Raw genomic sequence first — 16,911 nt, 5'->3', positions numbered from 1 at the left:
GTAAGATTTACTGTTTTTCAAGCTGTTACGTTTATATTTTCCTTGCATGACCCGCACGATCAGACAAACTTCTCTCTCTTCTGTAAGTTCAGGAGGCCGATCAGCATCCAGACAATGCCGGCGGTGAGAAGGAAGATGCGGCTTTTGATGATGATACCTTCCCAGATGACCGGCAGGAAATTGCGGGGGATGGAGAAGGGATTGAGGAGGATATTCCAGAAGGAACGTTCGATAAGGGGCGTGTTGCTGAAGATCAGCAGGGCGATGCCGATGACGATCATCAGAACGGCAGTCCCGTTGCCGCTGCGGGTGATGGTGGAAAACATGAAGGCGAGGTTCCCGAAGAAAAGGATCGGGAACATCAGCTGCGCCGACATCTCAAGAGGATTGACGGGATAGAGCAAGAGCGTAGCCAGCCAGGAGAAGACGACCAGGATCGCGAAGACCGCCACATAGATCATCATAAGGCGGATGCCCCATACCTTATATTTATAGTCGGGGATGCCGAACAGGATTTCCAGTATCCGGCTGTCCTCATCGTTCTGGATGCCGAAAACGGCAGGGTAGAACACCAACAGGACACAAGGGAACATCAGGAGGTTATAGACCACCCCTTCGTTGACCTCCGACCGGCTCCAGGCGGTCTGGAACATGAAATAGCCAAAGAACAGGAACGCCGCCAGCAGGAACCAGATGAATTTCCCGGCAAAGATGATCTTCAGGTTATATTTAACCAGGCGGGGCAAGAGGGATATGAATTGTTTCAGTGTCATAATGATTTATGATTTGAGATTTATAATTTATGATTGATCACCGACGCATAAATTATAAATCATAAATTTTTAAAGTCCTTTCAACAAGCAAAGATAAGCATCTTCCAGGTTCGGTTCCACCTGTACCGCCCCCAGATAAGGAGAGGCGGACGAGAGGTAACGGACGCGGATCCGGTCGTCCCTCTGGATATGGTTGACGATGCGGGACTTATCCAATGCCTGTTCAAATTCTATCTTATCGATATCGAACTGCCAGACTTTTCCTGCCGCCATGCCGACCATATCGACCGGATCGCCGAAATACTTGAGGCTGCCCTTATTGATCACGGCCACCTGGCTGCACGAGCTGGATATGTCTTCGATGATATGGGTGGAGAAGATCACGATGCGATCCTTGCTCAACTCCACCAACAGGTTACGGAAGCGGATGCGCTCGCGCGGGTCGAGTCCGGCAGTCGGTTCGTCCACCACCAAGATGCGCGGCAGGTGCAGCAGGATGAGGGCGATGCCGATACGCTGTTTCATACCACCGGAGAAAGAACCGATCTTCTCGTCCTTGCGGTCGTACATATGGACAGCTTTCAGGACATATTCGAGGCGTTCGCGGCGGACAGTACTGTCGACGAGGCCCTTCAGGATCGCCTGGTAGTCGAGAAATTCCCAGGACGACATGTTCTCGTACGTCCCGAACTCCTGGGGCAGGAAACCGATCAGGCTCTGCAACTCCTCCCGGTAGACACGCGTGTCCAATCCGTTGATCCAGATACTGCCGTAGCTCTGCTCCAGGATGCCGCAGACGATACGCATCAGCGTCGACTTGCCTGCCCCGTTGGGCCCCAACAAGCCGAACATGCCGGTACGGATCTCGAACGATACGCCACGGAGCGCCTTGAACGGACGCTTCCGCCTGCCGATCAAAGGAATCCCCTTGACCATGCGGAACCACGAACGGCGTAGCCCGGCGAAACGCCCCTTCACACGCTCGATATTGATCTCCTTCTCGTAGAGATAGCCCGAAGTTACGTAGACAGCGATACAGAACGCCCACACCAGCCCGACCGTCCCCACCAGGTTCGGATTGTCCAACCTGCGGAACAGGCCGAAGAGGATCAGCGGCGGGATGCTCCAGAAGAGGATGCGGTTGAGATGCTTCACCGCCCGGCTCCCCGCAAACCGCCAGTAGAGGTATTCGCGTACCTTCCGCCACAGGTAAAGGGCAGCCGCATAGACCGCGAAGGAAAGGATAAAGATCCACAGCCGGCTGTCGGCAAAGAACCAGGTGAACCAGATCCCGAACCCTAAAAGGGCAAACTGCCAGCTCACATTTATAAAGTCTTTCAACGAATGGCATTCGCCGTCGATCCCCAACCGCCGGCGGATCAGCCGGCCGCTCCGCCACTGGCGGCTGACGCGTCCCGGCCAATCGTATATCTTCACCAAGTTGCGGACGGAAATCCGGATGTCCGCCTCCGGGTCGATCACCTTCGAACGGGCGCGGCGCAGGCTTGCCTGCATAAAATAGGTCACGCCCGGAATACCGGCCGACAAGACCACCCCGTAGACGGACTGCCACAGGAGGCTGCCGCCATAGAGGCAGATACAGCCCGCACCCGCCACAAAGAGCACGCCGTGCAACCCCCATATCTTCGGAGAAAGACCGCGATACCACGCCAACGTATTTTCCAGCCCCATGCAGACGGTAGGGATCAGGATCAGCGTCAGCAACGCCGAGAAGGAAAGACCGCCGATCACGGTGATGGCAAACGGCGCCCCAATCGCCCCGGCATACTCCGAGTTGCCCATCGCCATGGGGAACAGGGCCACAATGGTCGTGATGGAGGTGATCAGGATCGGACGGATACGCGACAACCCGGCCGTCATCAACGCCCGGTTGCGGCGATACCCGCGCCGGCGCAGGATGTTGGCATAGTCGATCAGGATAATGCCATTGTTGACCACCACTCCCAGCAGGATCAGGAAGCCGACCATCACGTTGGCATTGTTCAGCAAGCTGTTGCCCGTCAGCAACAAGGCCAGCAGCGAACCGATCGCAGCCAGCGGGATGGAGAACAGCAGAACGAACGGCGTCGCAAAGGACTCGAACACCGAAGCCAGGATCATAAAGATCAGGATAAAGGCCGCCAACAGCAGGAACTTGAAGTCGGCCAGCATCTCTTCTTCATGAAACACCTCGACCGCCACGCCCGAAGGCAAGTTATAGCCCGACACCAACCGGTCGATATCCGAACGGTAGCCTTCGAGGAGGTCTTTCGACTCTTCGACGTCGCGCGAGAAAGAATAGAACAGCTCGATCTGCTTGTCCTGGTTCACACGGGTGATGCGGGCACGTCCGCGTCCATAGTCGACGGAAGCGATATCCTGCAACCTGTGCAAGCCGCCGGAAGCGCCCGGTATGCGGACTTCGCGCAGGTCGTCCACCGTCTTTTCCCGCTCCTTCTCCGCCTCCCGCTCTTCTTCCGTGCCGTTCGAACGGTTGCGGATGATGATATCGTAGGTGTCTTCCCCCACCTTGAAGGAAGTGCCGGACGAAATCTCCGGATTCAACGACGTGAGGCCGGAGGCTATGTTCTGGCGGGAGATATCGTAGGAGGTCAGCAGGACCGGATCGAAACCGAGGCGGATCTCCGGCTGGCGGCTGTTGTAGGAGACACGGGTAGTGCGGATGAACTCCTGTTCGTCGAGGTAATAGCGGAAATCCTCCGCCACCCGCTGCATAAGGTCGAAATCGGAGCCTTTGATCACGATGCGTTCGCGGTTGTCGCCGATCCCCAAGAGGCGCATGAAGCCGGACATGCCTGACATGCCGCCTCCACCTTCCAAGACGGATCCTTGCCCGCCGCCGCTCCCGGCTTCGGAAAGGGATATTTCAGCGCCATTCACATTCCGCAGACGGGTTTGCACGTCGGACTTGATGTCGGAGATGCTGCGTCTCCCGATCTCCCGGTAATCTTCCCTGAGGACGAACGTCAGCTCGGCATCCGTTTCCCGGACACGGCTGATGAGGTCTTGCTTCTCCGGGAACCCGGCAAGGCGTCCTTCTATGACACGGACCACCTCGTCGGCATTCTCCAACGTGCTGCCGGTCGGCATCGTCACATAGATGCCGAACCGGTCGCTCTCCACCTCTTTCCGGTCCTGGATATCCAGGGAGACAGAGAGGATCAGGCAAAGGAACAGCAGGATGACGGCCCCGAAGACCGTCACGCCGGGATTCCGCATACAGGTCTTCAACAGCACCAGATAGATCTGTACCGGCCGCTGCGTGACAGACACCTTCTCATAAAAGACAGTGTCCCCGCCCTTGAGCCGGGACCGCATCGGTTCGAGCCATTTACGGAATCCTTCGAGACGACCTGTCTTTTTACGGCTCCGCGTCAAGCGCGGGGACACAGGACGCGGGGACAGGGAAGGGCGGCGCAACACCGTATAGGTGGCCATCGGGATGAAAAGAAGGGCGACGGCCAGGGAGATCAGGAGGGTCGAGATGATGGAGACGCCGATATGGTGGCCCATCAACTTGATCAGGAAATTGTCGGAAAAGACGAAGGGCAGGAAGACCGTGACCGTCGTCAAGGTGGCGGCGAGGATGGAACGCCAGACTTCGCGCGTCCCTTGCGTCACGGAACGTTCGGGCGTGCTTCCGGCGGCATTGAGGCGGTAGATGTTCTCCAATACCACCACGCTATTGTCCAGCAACATGCCGATCGCCAGCGCCATGCCGACCAGCGTAAGGCTGTTGATCGTAATCCCCGCCCCGTAGAAGAAATTGAACGCCGTATAGACGGAGATCGGGATGGACAGGGCGATGAAGAACACCAACCGGAGGTTCTTCAGGAAGAGCCAGAGGATGACGACGGCAAGCAGGCCGCCGACGAAAGCGAGACGGATAATCTGGTCGATATTGTCTTCCATCGTCTCGGCCTGGTTGTTCTCCACCACGATCGTCAGGTCGAGCGGGGCAAGCCGTTCGTTCAGGCGGTCGACCACTTCGACCGTCCGGTGGGAAAGCCCGATCAGGTTCGCCTGCGAATCGGCAAGCAGGGAGACGGAGACGGCCTCTTTCCCGTTCACGCGGCTATAGCTCGTCTCTTCCTTCATATCGAAGAAAATCGTCGCAATGTCCTTCAGCAGGACGGGACCGGGAGCGACGACGATGTTTTCGAGGTCGGAGACTTCGGTATAAGGCGAGTTGACATGGACGAAGTATTTCCCGTCCGGCTCGTTGGCATAGCCGACGAAGGCCTTCTCCTCGGTATTCTGCGTCAGGAGGCTGCCGATACCGGAAGGAGTCAGATTAAGGGCTTTGCAGGCATCGGGATCGAGCTGCACCTCGATGGCCTTCTCACGTCCGCCATAGACATTGACGGAGGCGATGCCGTCGATGTTTTCCAGATCGGGCCGTATCTCTTTCTCCACTAAGTTACGGACGCGGTCCGTACCGCCCGACCCGCGCACCTGAAGCGACATGAAGCCGCCGCTGAGCATCGAGACATCGACCTTCCGCACCTGTACCGTAAAGCCTTCGGGAAGCGAGGAGGCGGTCTCGTTGATCTTCTCCTGCAACTTCAGGGCGGTGATCTTGAAGTTGACATTCGGCTTGAAGTCGATCTTGATGGAAGACTGGCGGCTGTCGATCCGGGATTCGATCTGCTCCACCCCGCCGATCGTGCCGATGGCTCCTTCGAGGGGGATCACGACCTCCGACTCCACATACGACGGGTCCATATCCTGCGACGACGCGACCTGCACGAACAGCATCGGAAGCTCCGCATTGGGCAACAGCTCGACCGGCAACTGCTTGTACGACACGTAGCCCAACCCCGTCAGGGCTATGAACAGCATGCAGATGGCAATCCTTCTATGTAGTAAAAAATTCATATCGCTTTTCTTTATGATCATTCATGACAAATATCCGAACGGCGGGCGGTTTGCCCTCCGAACCTCTTCGGGAACCCCAACGGCAGGCCGTTTGCCCTTCCAAAGGGCTTCGGGAACCCCAACGGCGGGCGGTTCACCCTTCCGAAGGGCTTCGGAACCTCCAACGGCAGGCGGTTTGCCCTTCCGAAGGGCTTCGGAACCTCCAACGGCGGGCGGTTCGGCCTCGGAACCAAGGTTCGCGCCTCCAACGGCCCGCCGTTCACCTTCCCGAACCCCTTCGGCGCCTCCAACGGCAGGCGATCCACCTTCCCGAACCCCGTGTTATACTTTCTTTTAGGCACGGATTTCACGGATTACGCGGATTTCACGGATTTTTCTTTATCTTTTCCGTGTAATCCGTGAAATCCGTGCCTAAAATCATAACATAACGTAAGCTATGACCGAATTTTCGGACAGTCTCCCCCGGAAATACGGTTTTTCCCCCTTTTCATCCTTTCAAACACATCATACACACAGGGGATCACCACCAAGCTCATGACGGTCGAAGTCACCAACCCGCCGATCACCGCGATCGCCATAGGCGAACGGAGCGAAGCGCCTTCGCCGAAGCCGAACGTCATCGGCAGGAGGGCGAGGATCGTCGTGAGCGTCGTCATCAGGATCGGGCGGATACGCTGCTGGCCGGATTCGACGATGGCATCCGTCAGCTCCATCCCCGACTGTTTCAACTGGTTGATGCGGTCGACCAGGATAATCGAGTTGTTCACCGCGATACCGACCAGCATCACGATGCCGATCACTCCCATCATGTTGATCGTCGTCCCCGTCAGGAAGAACAGCAGGACCGCTCCTACCACCGCCAACGGGATCGTCAACAGGATCGTGAAGGGGTGCAACAGCGACTCGAACTGCGAGGCGAGCACCATATAGACCAGGATCACCGAGAGGACAAGGGCGAACATCAGGCTGTTCATGGATTCCTGCCGCTTCTCTTCCTCGCCGGTGACGGTAACCGAGTAGTCGGCAGGCAGGTCGATATCTTTCACGGCAAGGCGTATCCCGTCCGCCACCTTGTCGAGCGAATAGCCCGCACCGAGGTCGGCCGTCACCTTGCCGATGCGGTTCTGCCCGCGCCGGAAGATTTCTTTCGGAGCCTGCGAACGGGTGATCGTGGCGATCTCCTGCAGGCGGAACTCTTTCTCGCCGTTTCGTATGACCAACCCGCCGAGGTCGTGCAAGGTGATATCGGGCACCTTGATCAGGATATCCCGCATCTCTCCCCGGTATTCCATCTTGCCGGATTCGAGACCGCCGAGCTGCTGCTTCAACTGTTCGATGACGGTCGAGACGCTGACATTATGGATGCCGGCAACCGTACGGTCGACGGAGACCGTTACCTCCGGGGCGCCGTCTTCGACGGACGAACGGAGGTTATAGATTCCGGGAATGCCGGCTATCCGTTCCATTACTTCAGCGGTGACGGCGCCGATCTCGTCCAGCTCCTCCCCCTTCACCTCGACCACGATAGGGGCTCCTTCGCTTCCCAAAAGGGAACTGAGGGAGTTCTCTTCCTGTTTCAGGGTGACTTCCAGCCCTTCGGTGTCCTCGGTCGTCCGGACGAACCGCGCCATCACCTCTTCGGGCGGAACCGGGCAGGAGGGAGAAAGGATCACTTTCATGACAGCCGTGTTCTCGCCTTCGAATATATCATTCTCCGAACCGCTGCCCGATCCGATATGGCTGTAGACCGTACACAGGGAGTCCTGCGAGACAGCACGCATCAGCTCCTCCAAATTCCCGACAGCCGAAGCGGTGCGCTCCAACGGGGTCCCCTCCGGCAACTTGATAACGGCGGAGAAGGCCCTGCTCCCTGCTCTCGGCATGAACTCCGTACCGATAAAGGGAACCAACAACCCCGCTATCACCAACAACAGCAAAGCGCAGCCGATCACCCCCCAACGGCGGCGGAGCAGGGTGCGCAACAAGGGACTGTAAGCGGCAATCCGGATCCCTTGTCCCCGCGCCCGACGCGGGGAAGCAGGCGAACCGGCACTATCACCGTCGGTTTCCTTGCGATCACGCGTCAAGCGCGAGAAAGGGTTGGGACGTCCGGTAATCCGGTCGTATAGCATCGGGATCACCCCTATAGCCACAAACAACGACGATACCAGCGAGAACGTCACCGTCCAGGCCTGATCCTTGAACAGTTCTCCGGAGGCGCCATGCAGGTAGACGATCGGCAGGAAGACGACGATCGTCGTCAGCGTCGAGGCCATGACCGCACCGGCCACCTCGGAGGTTCCCGTTATGGCGGCCTCACGCACCGTCATCCCTTTCTCTTGGTTACGGAAAATGCTTTCGATCACCACGATCGCATTGTCCACCAGCATACCGGCTCCGAGGGCCAATCCGCCGAGCGTCATGATATTCAGCGTAAGATGGTTGAAGAACATCAGGTTGAACGTGGCGACAATGGAAATAGGGATCGCCAGGCTGACGATCAGCGTCGTCCCCAGGCGGCGTAGGAAGACGAACAGGATCACCACCGCGAGGATAATCCCCAGGACGGCACTGCTCTTCACCTCCCCTATCGCGTTCTTGATAAAGGTTCCCTGGTTCGTGATCACCTGGAAACGGTAGCCGGGCAACGCCTGCTCGATAACCGCCAACCGGCGGATCACGCCATCGACGACCTTCACCGTATTGAAACGCATCTCCTTATAAACGGATAACCCGATACTGCGCTCGCCATTGATGCGGACAATATTTTCCGGGCGGGCATTCTCGAAGCTGACGGTAGCGACTTCGCGCAGGAAGATCGGAGCTTTGTCCGCAGACGATGAAACGACCGCGCCGGAAGTCCCCGCTGCTGCCGTCCCGCCCGTCTCGGCCGTAACCGGCTTGTAGCCGACAATCAGATTCTCGAAATCGCGCTCCGTCGCAAACAGGCTCGAACTCTTGACGATGTATTGCAAGCCCAACTCGCTGACACGGCCGCCGGATATGCTTTGGTTGTTCGCCTCTATCTTGGAAGACAGGTCATTTATCGTCAGCTTGAAGGCATCCAATTTATAAGGGTCGGTGCGGATCGTCAGCGTACTGACCTCGTCACCCGACAGCGTGACATCCGCCACCCCTTCCAGACGGATCAACTCGTTACGGATATAACTCTCCGCCACCTTCCGAAGCTCCGCCATATCGGTAATGCTGCGGTGCGAAAGTCCGATCAGGACGACGGGGGACTGGTTCGGATCGTGCTGCGTGATCTTGAGTTCGGTGATATCCTTGTTCTGGGCAAAAGGGTTCATGGCTTTCTGCAGGTCGAGAAAAGCCTCGTCCATATCTTTCTTCCAGGTGTACTCGACCGTGATGCGGGCGGAACCGGCACGGATCACGGACGATACCTGTGTCACGTCGCTCTGCCGGATCGCCATCGACTCCATGTTCTTGACAAACTGCTTCTCGATCTCCTCCGGCGGACGTTCACCTGCCTTCAGCTCGATGAAGAGGCGGGGATTATTCAGGTCGGGCAACAGGTCGACCGCCAACTGGTCGTACGAAATCTTGCCCAACAGCAGGATCGCCAGTACCAGCATACAGATCGTAACCGGTTTGCTTACCGCAAATTTGATCATCCTTTTCATCTCTGAACCTTTACCTTTGCATTCTCTTTCAATGTCTCGAAACCTTTCACCACCAGGTTATCGTTCTCTTTCAGCCCTTCCAGCACCTGGATGCTCTTGTCGTCCTCCAGCCCGGTCTTGAGCTCGCGGAGCAAAGCCGTGTTCTTCTCGACGACATAAACGTATTTGACACGGCGGTTGGACTGGATCACGTCTTTCGGTATGATGATGGCACTGTCCGCCTTGTCCACCACGATATCCGCTTTGACGAACATACCGGGACGGAGCTTCAACCCCTCGTTCCGGATCAGTATCTTCCCTTTGAAGGTACGGGTTTCGGAACTGATGGCGGGCGACAGTTCGCTGATCACTCCCCGGATCGTATCTTCGGGCAACGTATAATGGGTGATATAGACCGGCTGGTCCGCTTTCACATACCCGATAGCGCTTTCCGGCAGGTTGATATCCATGTACATGCGGGCATAGTCCATGATGCCGGCTACCGGTTTTCCCTGTTCGATACGGACATCGGACGTGTAGTGGGGCAGGTCCACGATCACCCCGTCGAAAGGCGCTCTGACATTCATCTTCTCCAGATTGAGCTTGCCGTTCTCGTAGTCGTAGCGGGCGTTCGTCACCTTCACTTCCGTGTTACGCATTTCGCTAAGCGTCACACCGCCTTTCTCATACAGGGCTTTCTGCTTCACCTGTTCCTGCTCGGCTATTTCGAGGCTCAACTCCTTGGCGTCGATAGCGATGCCGTTTTCGTATTCCCGGTCTTCCAGGCGGACGATCAGTTGTCCTTTGGAGACGATATCGCCCAGTTTAAAGGGCTTGCCTGTACGGGGATTGGTTTGCAGCTTATAGAGGCCGCTCATTTCGGAATTGAGCGTTACCCCGCAGGTTGGCTGTGCCGTCCCGGTCGTATTGACCAGCTTGCTGATAGAGCCTTTCTTCAATTCCGTTACCGACACGGGCGTGGCGATATCGTTCTGCGTACTCTGCGGCTGATGATTGCAACCGGTCGCCAACAGGGCAAACAATAAGAGGGATGTGACTGTATAGTTCATATTCATACTACTTTTTCGTTACTAAATCTTCCATCGGGACAATGGGCACATCGTGCTCGAAGTCGTAGAGGGAAAGTATCTTGAGGTTCAACAATTCGATCTTATAATTGATAAGCGCCTGCGTATAGGCGATCTTTTTATTCGAAAGCTGGGTCTGGAACTGGTTCATGTCCATACCGGTGATATCGCCCTCCCGGTAACGGGTCAGGTTCAGGTCGTAGGTACGCTGCGCATTCGCGACGTTCTGCTCGGCTATCTTGATCTGCGAAAGCAGGTTCTCCAGGCTGCGCCAGGTCTGGCGGATGTTCAGTTCGATGCTGACCTTGTCTTCATGGAACTCCAGTTGGTTGATCTTCCGGGCTACTTCCTGCGCCTTGACACGGGCTTTCTTCTCTCCCCAGTCGAAGATCGGGACACTGAAGCTGATGGCGACACGCGGGTTCTGCGTCGGGTTATTATATATCTTTTCCAGATGGCGGTTATCGCCGATCAGGCCGAAGGAAAGGGAGATGTCGCCCTTGAACTCGTTCAGAGCCTTCGTCTTGATCATATCGAATGCCAGTTCTTTGCTCTCGATCTCCCGCTGACGCAGTTCCAGGCGCGATTCGAGGCCATGCTGTATCGCCTTTTGCAGATTCACTTCCACCGGCTTGATCTTTACTTCGGCAAAGACCATGATGTCCTCGTCCAGGTCCATCCCCAACGTCTGCTTCAACTGGTCTTTCGAGTTTTCGAGCGATACCTGCTGCTCTTCTAGGGAAGAGCGTGCGGAGGCGAGGTTCACTTCCGCCTGGAACAGCTCATCGCGGGCAGCCAGGTCGGCTTCCACCTTATTCTTGATAATCTCGTAGCTTTGCTGCGCATTGGTCAGTTCCTCTTTCGTAATCGCCAGCTGGCTTTGTGCCATATAGACGGAATAGAACTGTTGGGTAATATCCTTTTCCGTACTCAACCGTTGCAGGGCGTAGCTGATGTTGGCATTCTCATAATCGTATTCGATCTGTTGCAGTTCCATCTTACGCTTGTTATAAGTAAAGACGGGTTGCGAGAGTTGCAGGTAGAGGTCGTTGCTGAATGCCTTGTTACTGGTCTTCGTCCCGTCGATATTGGAGTTGTTATCCTGCCAGCCGAAACGGTTGATCAACGAGAGGACACCATCCGTCCACAAGATCGGCTGGTCCACCTGGAACGTTCCGGTCGTACTGAACCGCTCGTTCGTGTACCACTGGGACAGGCGGTTGTCGAAACTGCGGCTCTTGCTGTAATCCACCGGATTGAGGTTCAACGAGAACTTCGACTTCAGGGAAGCCCGCTGTGCAACCAGGTTCTGCTGATAGCGCTCCAGGTTCATGTGGGAACGGCGCAGGGAAGGGCTATGCGCTTCCGCTATATCCATCGCCTTCTCGATCGTCAGCGAGACCTGTCCCTGCGACGGGACAGACACCCCTAAGCAAACGGCGGCCGTCAGCATTATCTTTTTCATGGATAGTAACTCTCTTCGTATCATGTATCTAATTCTATTAATATCGTTTTACTATTTTGACCGCATCGGCCGTCACGCTCCGTAGCTTGCACTCGTTCGTCAGGGTGATCCGGACCGTATCCGAACCGAAATAGTAGGCGCCTATGGGTTCCCAGCCTTCATTCGCCCTTTTCAGGTCTATGTAAGCATCTTCGTTTTCCTCGTCATACTCCACCTTAAAGTGGTATTCCCCGCCGGCCTGTTTATTATATTTCAGCTCATTGTCTTTGGAGACATAATAGTAGACGTCGTATTGCCCGGCAGAAGGGACCGGGACTTTCCAGGTCGCCGTCTGGCTGCCGTTGCCGCTCTTGATCACATAGGCGGACCGGATATAACGGCCATAGTAGGCGGCATTCGTCGTAGCCGTCCACTGCAACGGGGCACGCCAGGGAGAGACACCGGCATACTTGAAAGAGGTATCTTCCACCTTGTCGAGCCATTTGGGCAGAAGTCCGACCACGGCCGGTTCGGACAGGGAGAAAAGAGGATCTTCATTATCCACGATCACCTCCCCTTCCGCTACGGGAGAAAAGTCCGCAACGATGAAATCCCCTTCGGCATCGACCGCCCTCTCCCGCTCTTCCCGGATGTCGGTGACAGGCAGGTTCAGGACATTCGGCAAGTTGCCGGCTATCAGCGTATTCACATCCACCTGTCGAGGCGCTTCCTCCCAGACCGTTACCAGCAGCTTGGTCTGACGGGCGGCAAGAGGCAGTTTACGGCTCGTACGCGGATCGATATCCGGGCCATAGCCTCCGGCCTGTATATCGAGTTGAAGCATGCCGTCGTGATCGGAATTATTGCTGACTAATTGCTTCAGCACGAAGCTCTCCTGTCCCTTGTTCGTGATCTTGGTCACTTCGGGCCGGCCGATCGTATAGAAAGGCAGAGGCGTCGGACGGTCCCACCCGGAAATACCCGCACGGATATCGGACCCGCTGATCATCCCCAACGTATCCAACAGGTTCTCGAAACGCATATTCCGAAATTCGTTCCGTTCCAGCAGGGCATACAGGGAATCCCGGAACAGGCTCACCCCCATCTTCACTTCGGCAGGAGCAAACAGGCAATATCCTTTCAGGCTGATCGTGTTATTCAGCAAATCGCGGTGTTCCACATCGGACAAAAGCTCCTTAAAAGAATGTTTCTCCATCAGCAGGTTCGCTTTCTCGTTATTGCTGATCCCGTTTATCTCGCGTTCCCATCCGTTGTTATCGGACTTCTTTTGCAGGTAGAGTTCGACCAGCCGGTTCGTAACGGGCCATTCGGAAGAATAGATATTATACCGGAAGTTATAGAGTTCGGGAAACAGGAAATACGGATTGTTCTGGGAAGAGATATTATACTTGCCCCGGCTTCCGGAAGAGAAATTATAGTTGCCCTCCGTCTGCGAGAAAATCCACAGGAAACTGTTCATCACCCGAATCTCCGCCTCCTCCTCGCTGATCTCACGCCCTCCCCGCTTCGACCACTTCAACTGGTTTTTCTTCTGCTTGACAAAGTCCATCTGATTGAACATGCAGCCCAGTTCGGGGAAAAGGACCATTTCCGGCTGCACCACTTCCTGCGCTTGCGACCAGGAACGGACATAGCTGTAGAACTGCGCCGGGACCTCCACCACCGAAAAACGGTCAAACGGGTAACTCAACTTATACGTGCGTTCGAGGTTCTCCCGCAGGTTGCGGATCAATCCCGGAATCGTATCGCGGATCGAATCGAACGCCGCCTCGTAATAATCGTGCCCTTTTATGTGCCAGACACTATAGAGCGTACTGTCGCTTTCCACGCTTTTCTGCTCGTATTTCCCGATAATCAGGGATACGGACTGATAAGGGTTGTTTGCCGACTGCGAAACAGAGACCAGTCCGGGAAGCGGCTTCACATCCAGTTGAAAGCGGCTGAAATAGGTCTGCCCCCAGTCGGGACTCTTGTCGCTATACCCCGTGCCGGGACGCGGATACCAATAGGTTTCGGGCGTAAGCAGCACATAATCGGGAGTCTGGAAACTATATTTCTTATCGAGCTTGAGCATTTCCTTGTCATACGGTTGCTGCAGGACCTCCGCCGGGATGTCCAGATAGCAGAAATCATCCTTTATCCGCCCCTCGTAGCGGACCGAAAACGAAACGGTGTCCCCCTCGGCTATCCTCCTTCCGAAATCCACCGTTAAAATCTGTTCCTCGCGCTTGAAGTCCAACGGCTTCTCCCCCTCCTTCACCTCCTCGACCCTCAATCCGGGATTCAGGCAGAAAGTAAATACTTTCGACGCAGCGAGTGCCGTCCCTTCCATCCCGACAACGGAACGGATCGTTTCAGGCTTCTGCTCCACCGAAATATCGTACCGGTCGATCGCCATCTTCGGCTCATGGACATATTTATTATTGATGCTCGTGTACAAAGCACGCACCTCCCCTTCCCTGAGAATCGAACGTACATGCCGGAAACCCGCCGTCCCTGCCAATAAGAACATGCAGAGCGAAAGGAACAGCCACGGATAATGGCTCCTCCTGGCATTCGGCAACCGCCTGAACAGAAAGATCGTAAAGAAGATGAATCCCAGTCCGGCAAAGAAATAAATCGCCCGGTGGTTCAAGATCAGCTCCAGATTGCTGAACCCGACGATCGTCGATTTGAACAACGGCAGGTTATACACCATATAATCGAACAGGTAGTAGAACTTATCCTGTATATAAAACAACGTCAGCCCGATATACCCTAACAAAAGGATAAAAGTGAGCGCCTGGTTCTTCAACAGCAGCATCAGGAAAATAGAAAGCCCGATGATAAAGATCAAAGTAGGAATACTGATCAGGAAGAAATAAACCAGATAAGCCGGCAAGTCGACCGCCACGCCCGATGCCATAAAGTTGAAAGCCAGCACAATCGCCAATATCAGCAGGTTCAGGAGCAGGAACACCCTGAGATTTCCCCATATCTTCCCGACCACATACTCGGCATTACTGAGCGGCCGGACATAAAAAACCTCGGAAGTATCGAGCTTCTTGTCCCGTTTCAGAAATTCGGACGAAAGGAAGACAGCGACCACCGCCTGCCCCGTGTTCAACAGCAACAAGATCAGATAAGGTATATTGGATGGAACCGCTTTCCCGAACCAAAAACCTCCGGAATCTTCGGCCAACAACAAGCTAAAGCTGAGAACACCTAAAATAAACGCGGCAAGCAGGGTGAAGAGACGGAAGAACCAACTTCTCACCAATATCTTGCTTTCGTATTTGGCTACGGATCGTATGTTCGTGATAAATGACATAGGCAGGCGAACTCTTTTAATCGTTTCTCCAACGGTCCAACTTGTTTTCCATATAGTAGACATAGGCATGTTCCAGGTTCGGCGGATAAGACTCCGCGTCATATCCCCGCACCTCGTCGGCCACGACCTGCACTTCCCAACCCGTACCGGACGGGATCGTCGAGATAACCGGGTACAGTTTATCCACCTCATGCAGTTCGTCGCCGGTCACCCGTATGCGCCACACTTTCCCTTCCGCCTGCCTCAACATGTCCTGCGGGGAACCGTAGAAAGAAACTTCCCCTTTATTCATCAATGCCATACAGTTGCAAGTACTCGATATATCGCCCACGATATGGGTGGAAAGGATGATGGTCACGTCATTCTCGCTCACTTCGGAGAGAAGGTTACGGAAACGGATGCGTTCTTCGGGATCGAGCCCTGTCGTAGGTTCGTCCACGATAATCACTTTCGGATGATGGATCAACGCCTGCGCAATCCCCAAACGGCGCTTCATCCCTCCCGACAGCTTGTTGGCATACCGGTCGCGCACATCGAAAAGCCCTACGTTTTCCAACATCTCGTCCACCGCATTCTTTCGCAAAGACTTACGGTTCATGCCGGAAAGACGCGCGGCGTAGTCCAGAAACTCGTACGTTTTATATTTGGCAAAAAACCGGAAATCCTGTGGCAGATACCCCAATATGCCCCGTATCTCCTTGCGTTGCCGCATCAGGTCGTACCCGCAGATATCCACCTCGCCCGAAGTCGGTTCCATAAGAGCCACTAAAATACGCATCAAAGTAGATTTACCCGCCCCGTTCGGCCCTAAAAGTCCGAACATACCGGTCGGTATTTCCAGACAGACGTCTTTCAGCGCATGGTTTCCGTTCGGATACACTTTATTGAGATTTCTTATCGATATGCTCATCAACAGGTAAATTCAGATTCATATAAATAGAGGGTCTAAAGATAGGAGTTATAATATAAAAACAGGCACGGATCACACGGATTTCACAGTTTTAAATCAAATTAAACCGTGTAATCCGTGAAATCCGTGCCTCAAAATAAATAAAACGATGTAAATCTATCGATTAATAGTTCTGTTTCATCGGTTCGAAATAAGCCTGCGGGTGAGCGCATGCCGGACATTTCATCGGAGCCTTCTTGCCTTCGAATACGAAACCGCAGTTACGGCACTGCCAAAGAATAGCTTCGTCTTTTTCGAATACCTTGTTTGCTTCCACGTTAGCCAACAGCTTGCGATAACGTCTTTCGTGTTCGGCTTCTACTTTTGCAACCATGCGGAAAACGACGGCGATTTCCTTGAAACCTTCTTCGTCTGCGATATCAGCGAAAGCCGGATAAAGATCAGCCCATTCTTCGTTTTCGCCGGCAGCAGCAGCCGCCAGGTTTTCAGCAGTTGTTCCGATCACGCCTGCAGGATAAGCAGCTGTGATTTCAACCATACCGCCTTCGAGGAATTTGAAGAAACGTTTGGCATGTTCCTTTTCCTGTTCGGCCGTTTCCATAAACACGCCTGCAATTTGTTCGTAGCCTTCTTTTTTAGCCACACTTGCAAAAAATGTGTAACGACTTCTTGCCTGAGATTCACCGGCAAACGATTTCAGCAGATTCTGCTCGGTACGAGTACCCTTAATACTTTTTTCCATAACGCTAATTTATGTATATATAAAATGATTTTGTCTAATCGCCCTGAATAAATAACGCTCAAAGGTAGGAAAATGTTCAGAGGGATTACAAATATTGAGGT

9 protein-coding genes are annotated in these 16,911 nt (G+C 54.6%); all 9 read right to left on the bottom strand.

All coding sequences use genetic code 11. The features are described from left to right. Window positions 1-59: 59 nt before the first annotated feature. On the bottom strand, window positions 60-773 hold the full coding sequence (locus RDN79_RS08410; protein WP_298548146.1) for a hypothetical protein: 714 nt from the start codon (window positions 771-773) through the stop codon (window positions 60-62). 69 nt (window positions 774-842) lie between these two features. Then, window positions 843-5,672: an efflux RND transporter permease subunit gene (locus RDN79_RS08405; RefSeq protein ID WP_298548144.1), complete on the bottom strand. Its 4,830-nt coding sequence runs from the start codon at window positions 5,670-5,672 to the stop codon at window positions 843-845. Between the two features lie 17 nt (window positions 5,673-5,689). Further along, the gene (locus RDN79_RS08400; RefSeq protein WP_298548140.1) at window positions 5,690-6,013 is read right to left on the bottom strand and encodes a hypothetical protein; all 324 of its coding nucleotides are present in this window, start codon (window positions 6,011-6,013) and stop codon (window positions 5,690-5,692) included. A gap of 93 nt (window positions 6,014-6,106) precedes the next feature. Continuing rightward, window positions 6,107-9,316 carry an efflux RND transporter permease subunit gene (locus RDN79_RS08395; protein WP_298548136.1) on the bottom strand — a complete coding sequence of 1,070 codons (3,210 nt, stop codon included), beginning with the start codon at window positions 9,314-9,316 and terminating at the stop codon, window positions 6,107-6,109. Then, window positions 9,313-10,371: an efflux RND transporter periplasmic adaptor subunit gene (locus RDN79_RS08390; protein WP_298548133.1), complete on the bottom strand. Its 1,059-nt coding sequence runs from the start codon at window positions 10,369-10,371 to the stop codon at window positions 9,313-9,315. The genes RDN79_RS08395 and RDN79_RS08390 overlap by 4 nt, the downstream gene beginning before the upstream one ends. A gap of 1 nt (window position 10,372) precedes the next feature. Continuing rightward, window positions 10,373-11,848 (bottom strand): TolC family protein, encoded by a 1,476-nt coding sequence (locus RDN79_RS08385; protein ID WP_374044500.1) that lies wholly within the window; start codon window positions 11,846-11,848, stop codon window positions 10,373-10,375. Window positions 11,849-11,885: 37 nt separating this feature from the next. Next, window positions 11,886-15,158, bottom strand: coding sequence for a xanthan lyase (locus RDN79_RS08380; RefSeq protein ID WP_298548129.1), 3,273 nt, complete (start codon window positions 15,156-15,158; stop codon window positions 11,886-11,888). Window positions 15,159-15,174: 16 nt separating this feature from the next. Further along, window positions 15,175-16,068 (bottom strand): ABC transporter ATP-binding protein, encoded by an 894-nt coding sequence (locus RDN79_RS08375; protein ID WP_298548127.1) that lies wholly within the window; start codon window positions 16,066-16,068, stop codon window positions 15,175-15,177. Window positions 16,069-16,231: 163 nt separating this feature from the next. Beyond that, window positions 16,232-16,810 carry a rubrerythrin gene (gene rbr / locus RDN79_RS08370; RefSeq protein WP_298548124.1) on the bottom strand — a complete coding sequence of 193 codons (579 nt, stop codon included), beginning with the start codon at window positions 16,808-16,810 and terminating at the stop codon, window positions 16,232-16,234. Window positions 16,811-16,911 lie beyond the last annotated feature (101 nt).

Origin of the sequence: uncultured Parabacteroides sp. (assembly GCF_902493135.1) — a bacterium.
Classification (GTDB): Bacteria; Bacteroidota; Bacteroidia; order Bacteroidales; family Tannerellaceae; genus Parabacteroides.
This window is presented reverse-complemented; position numbering and strand designations above follow the sequence as displayed.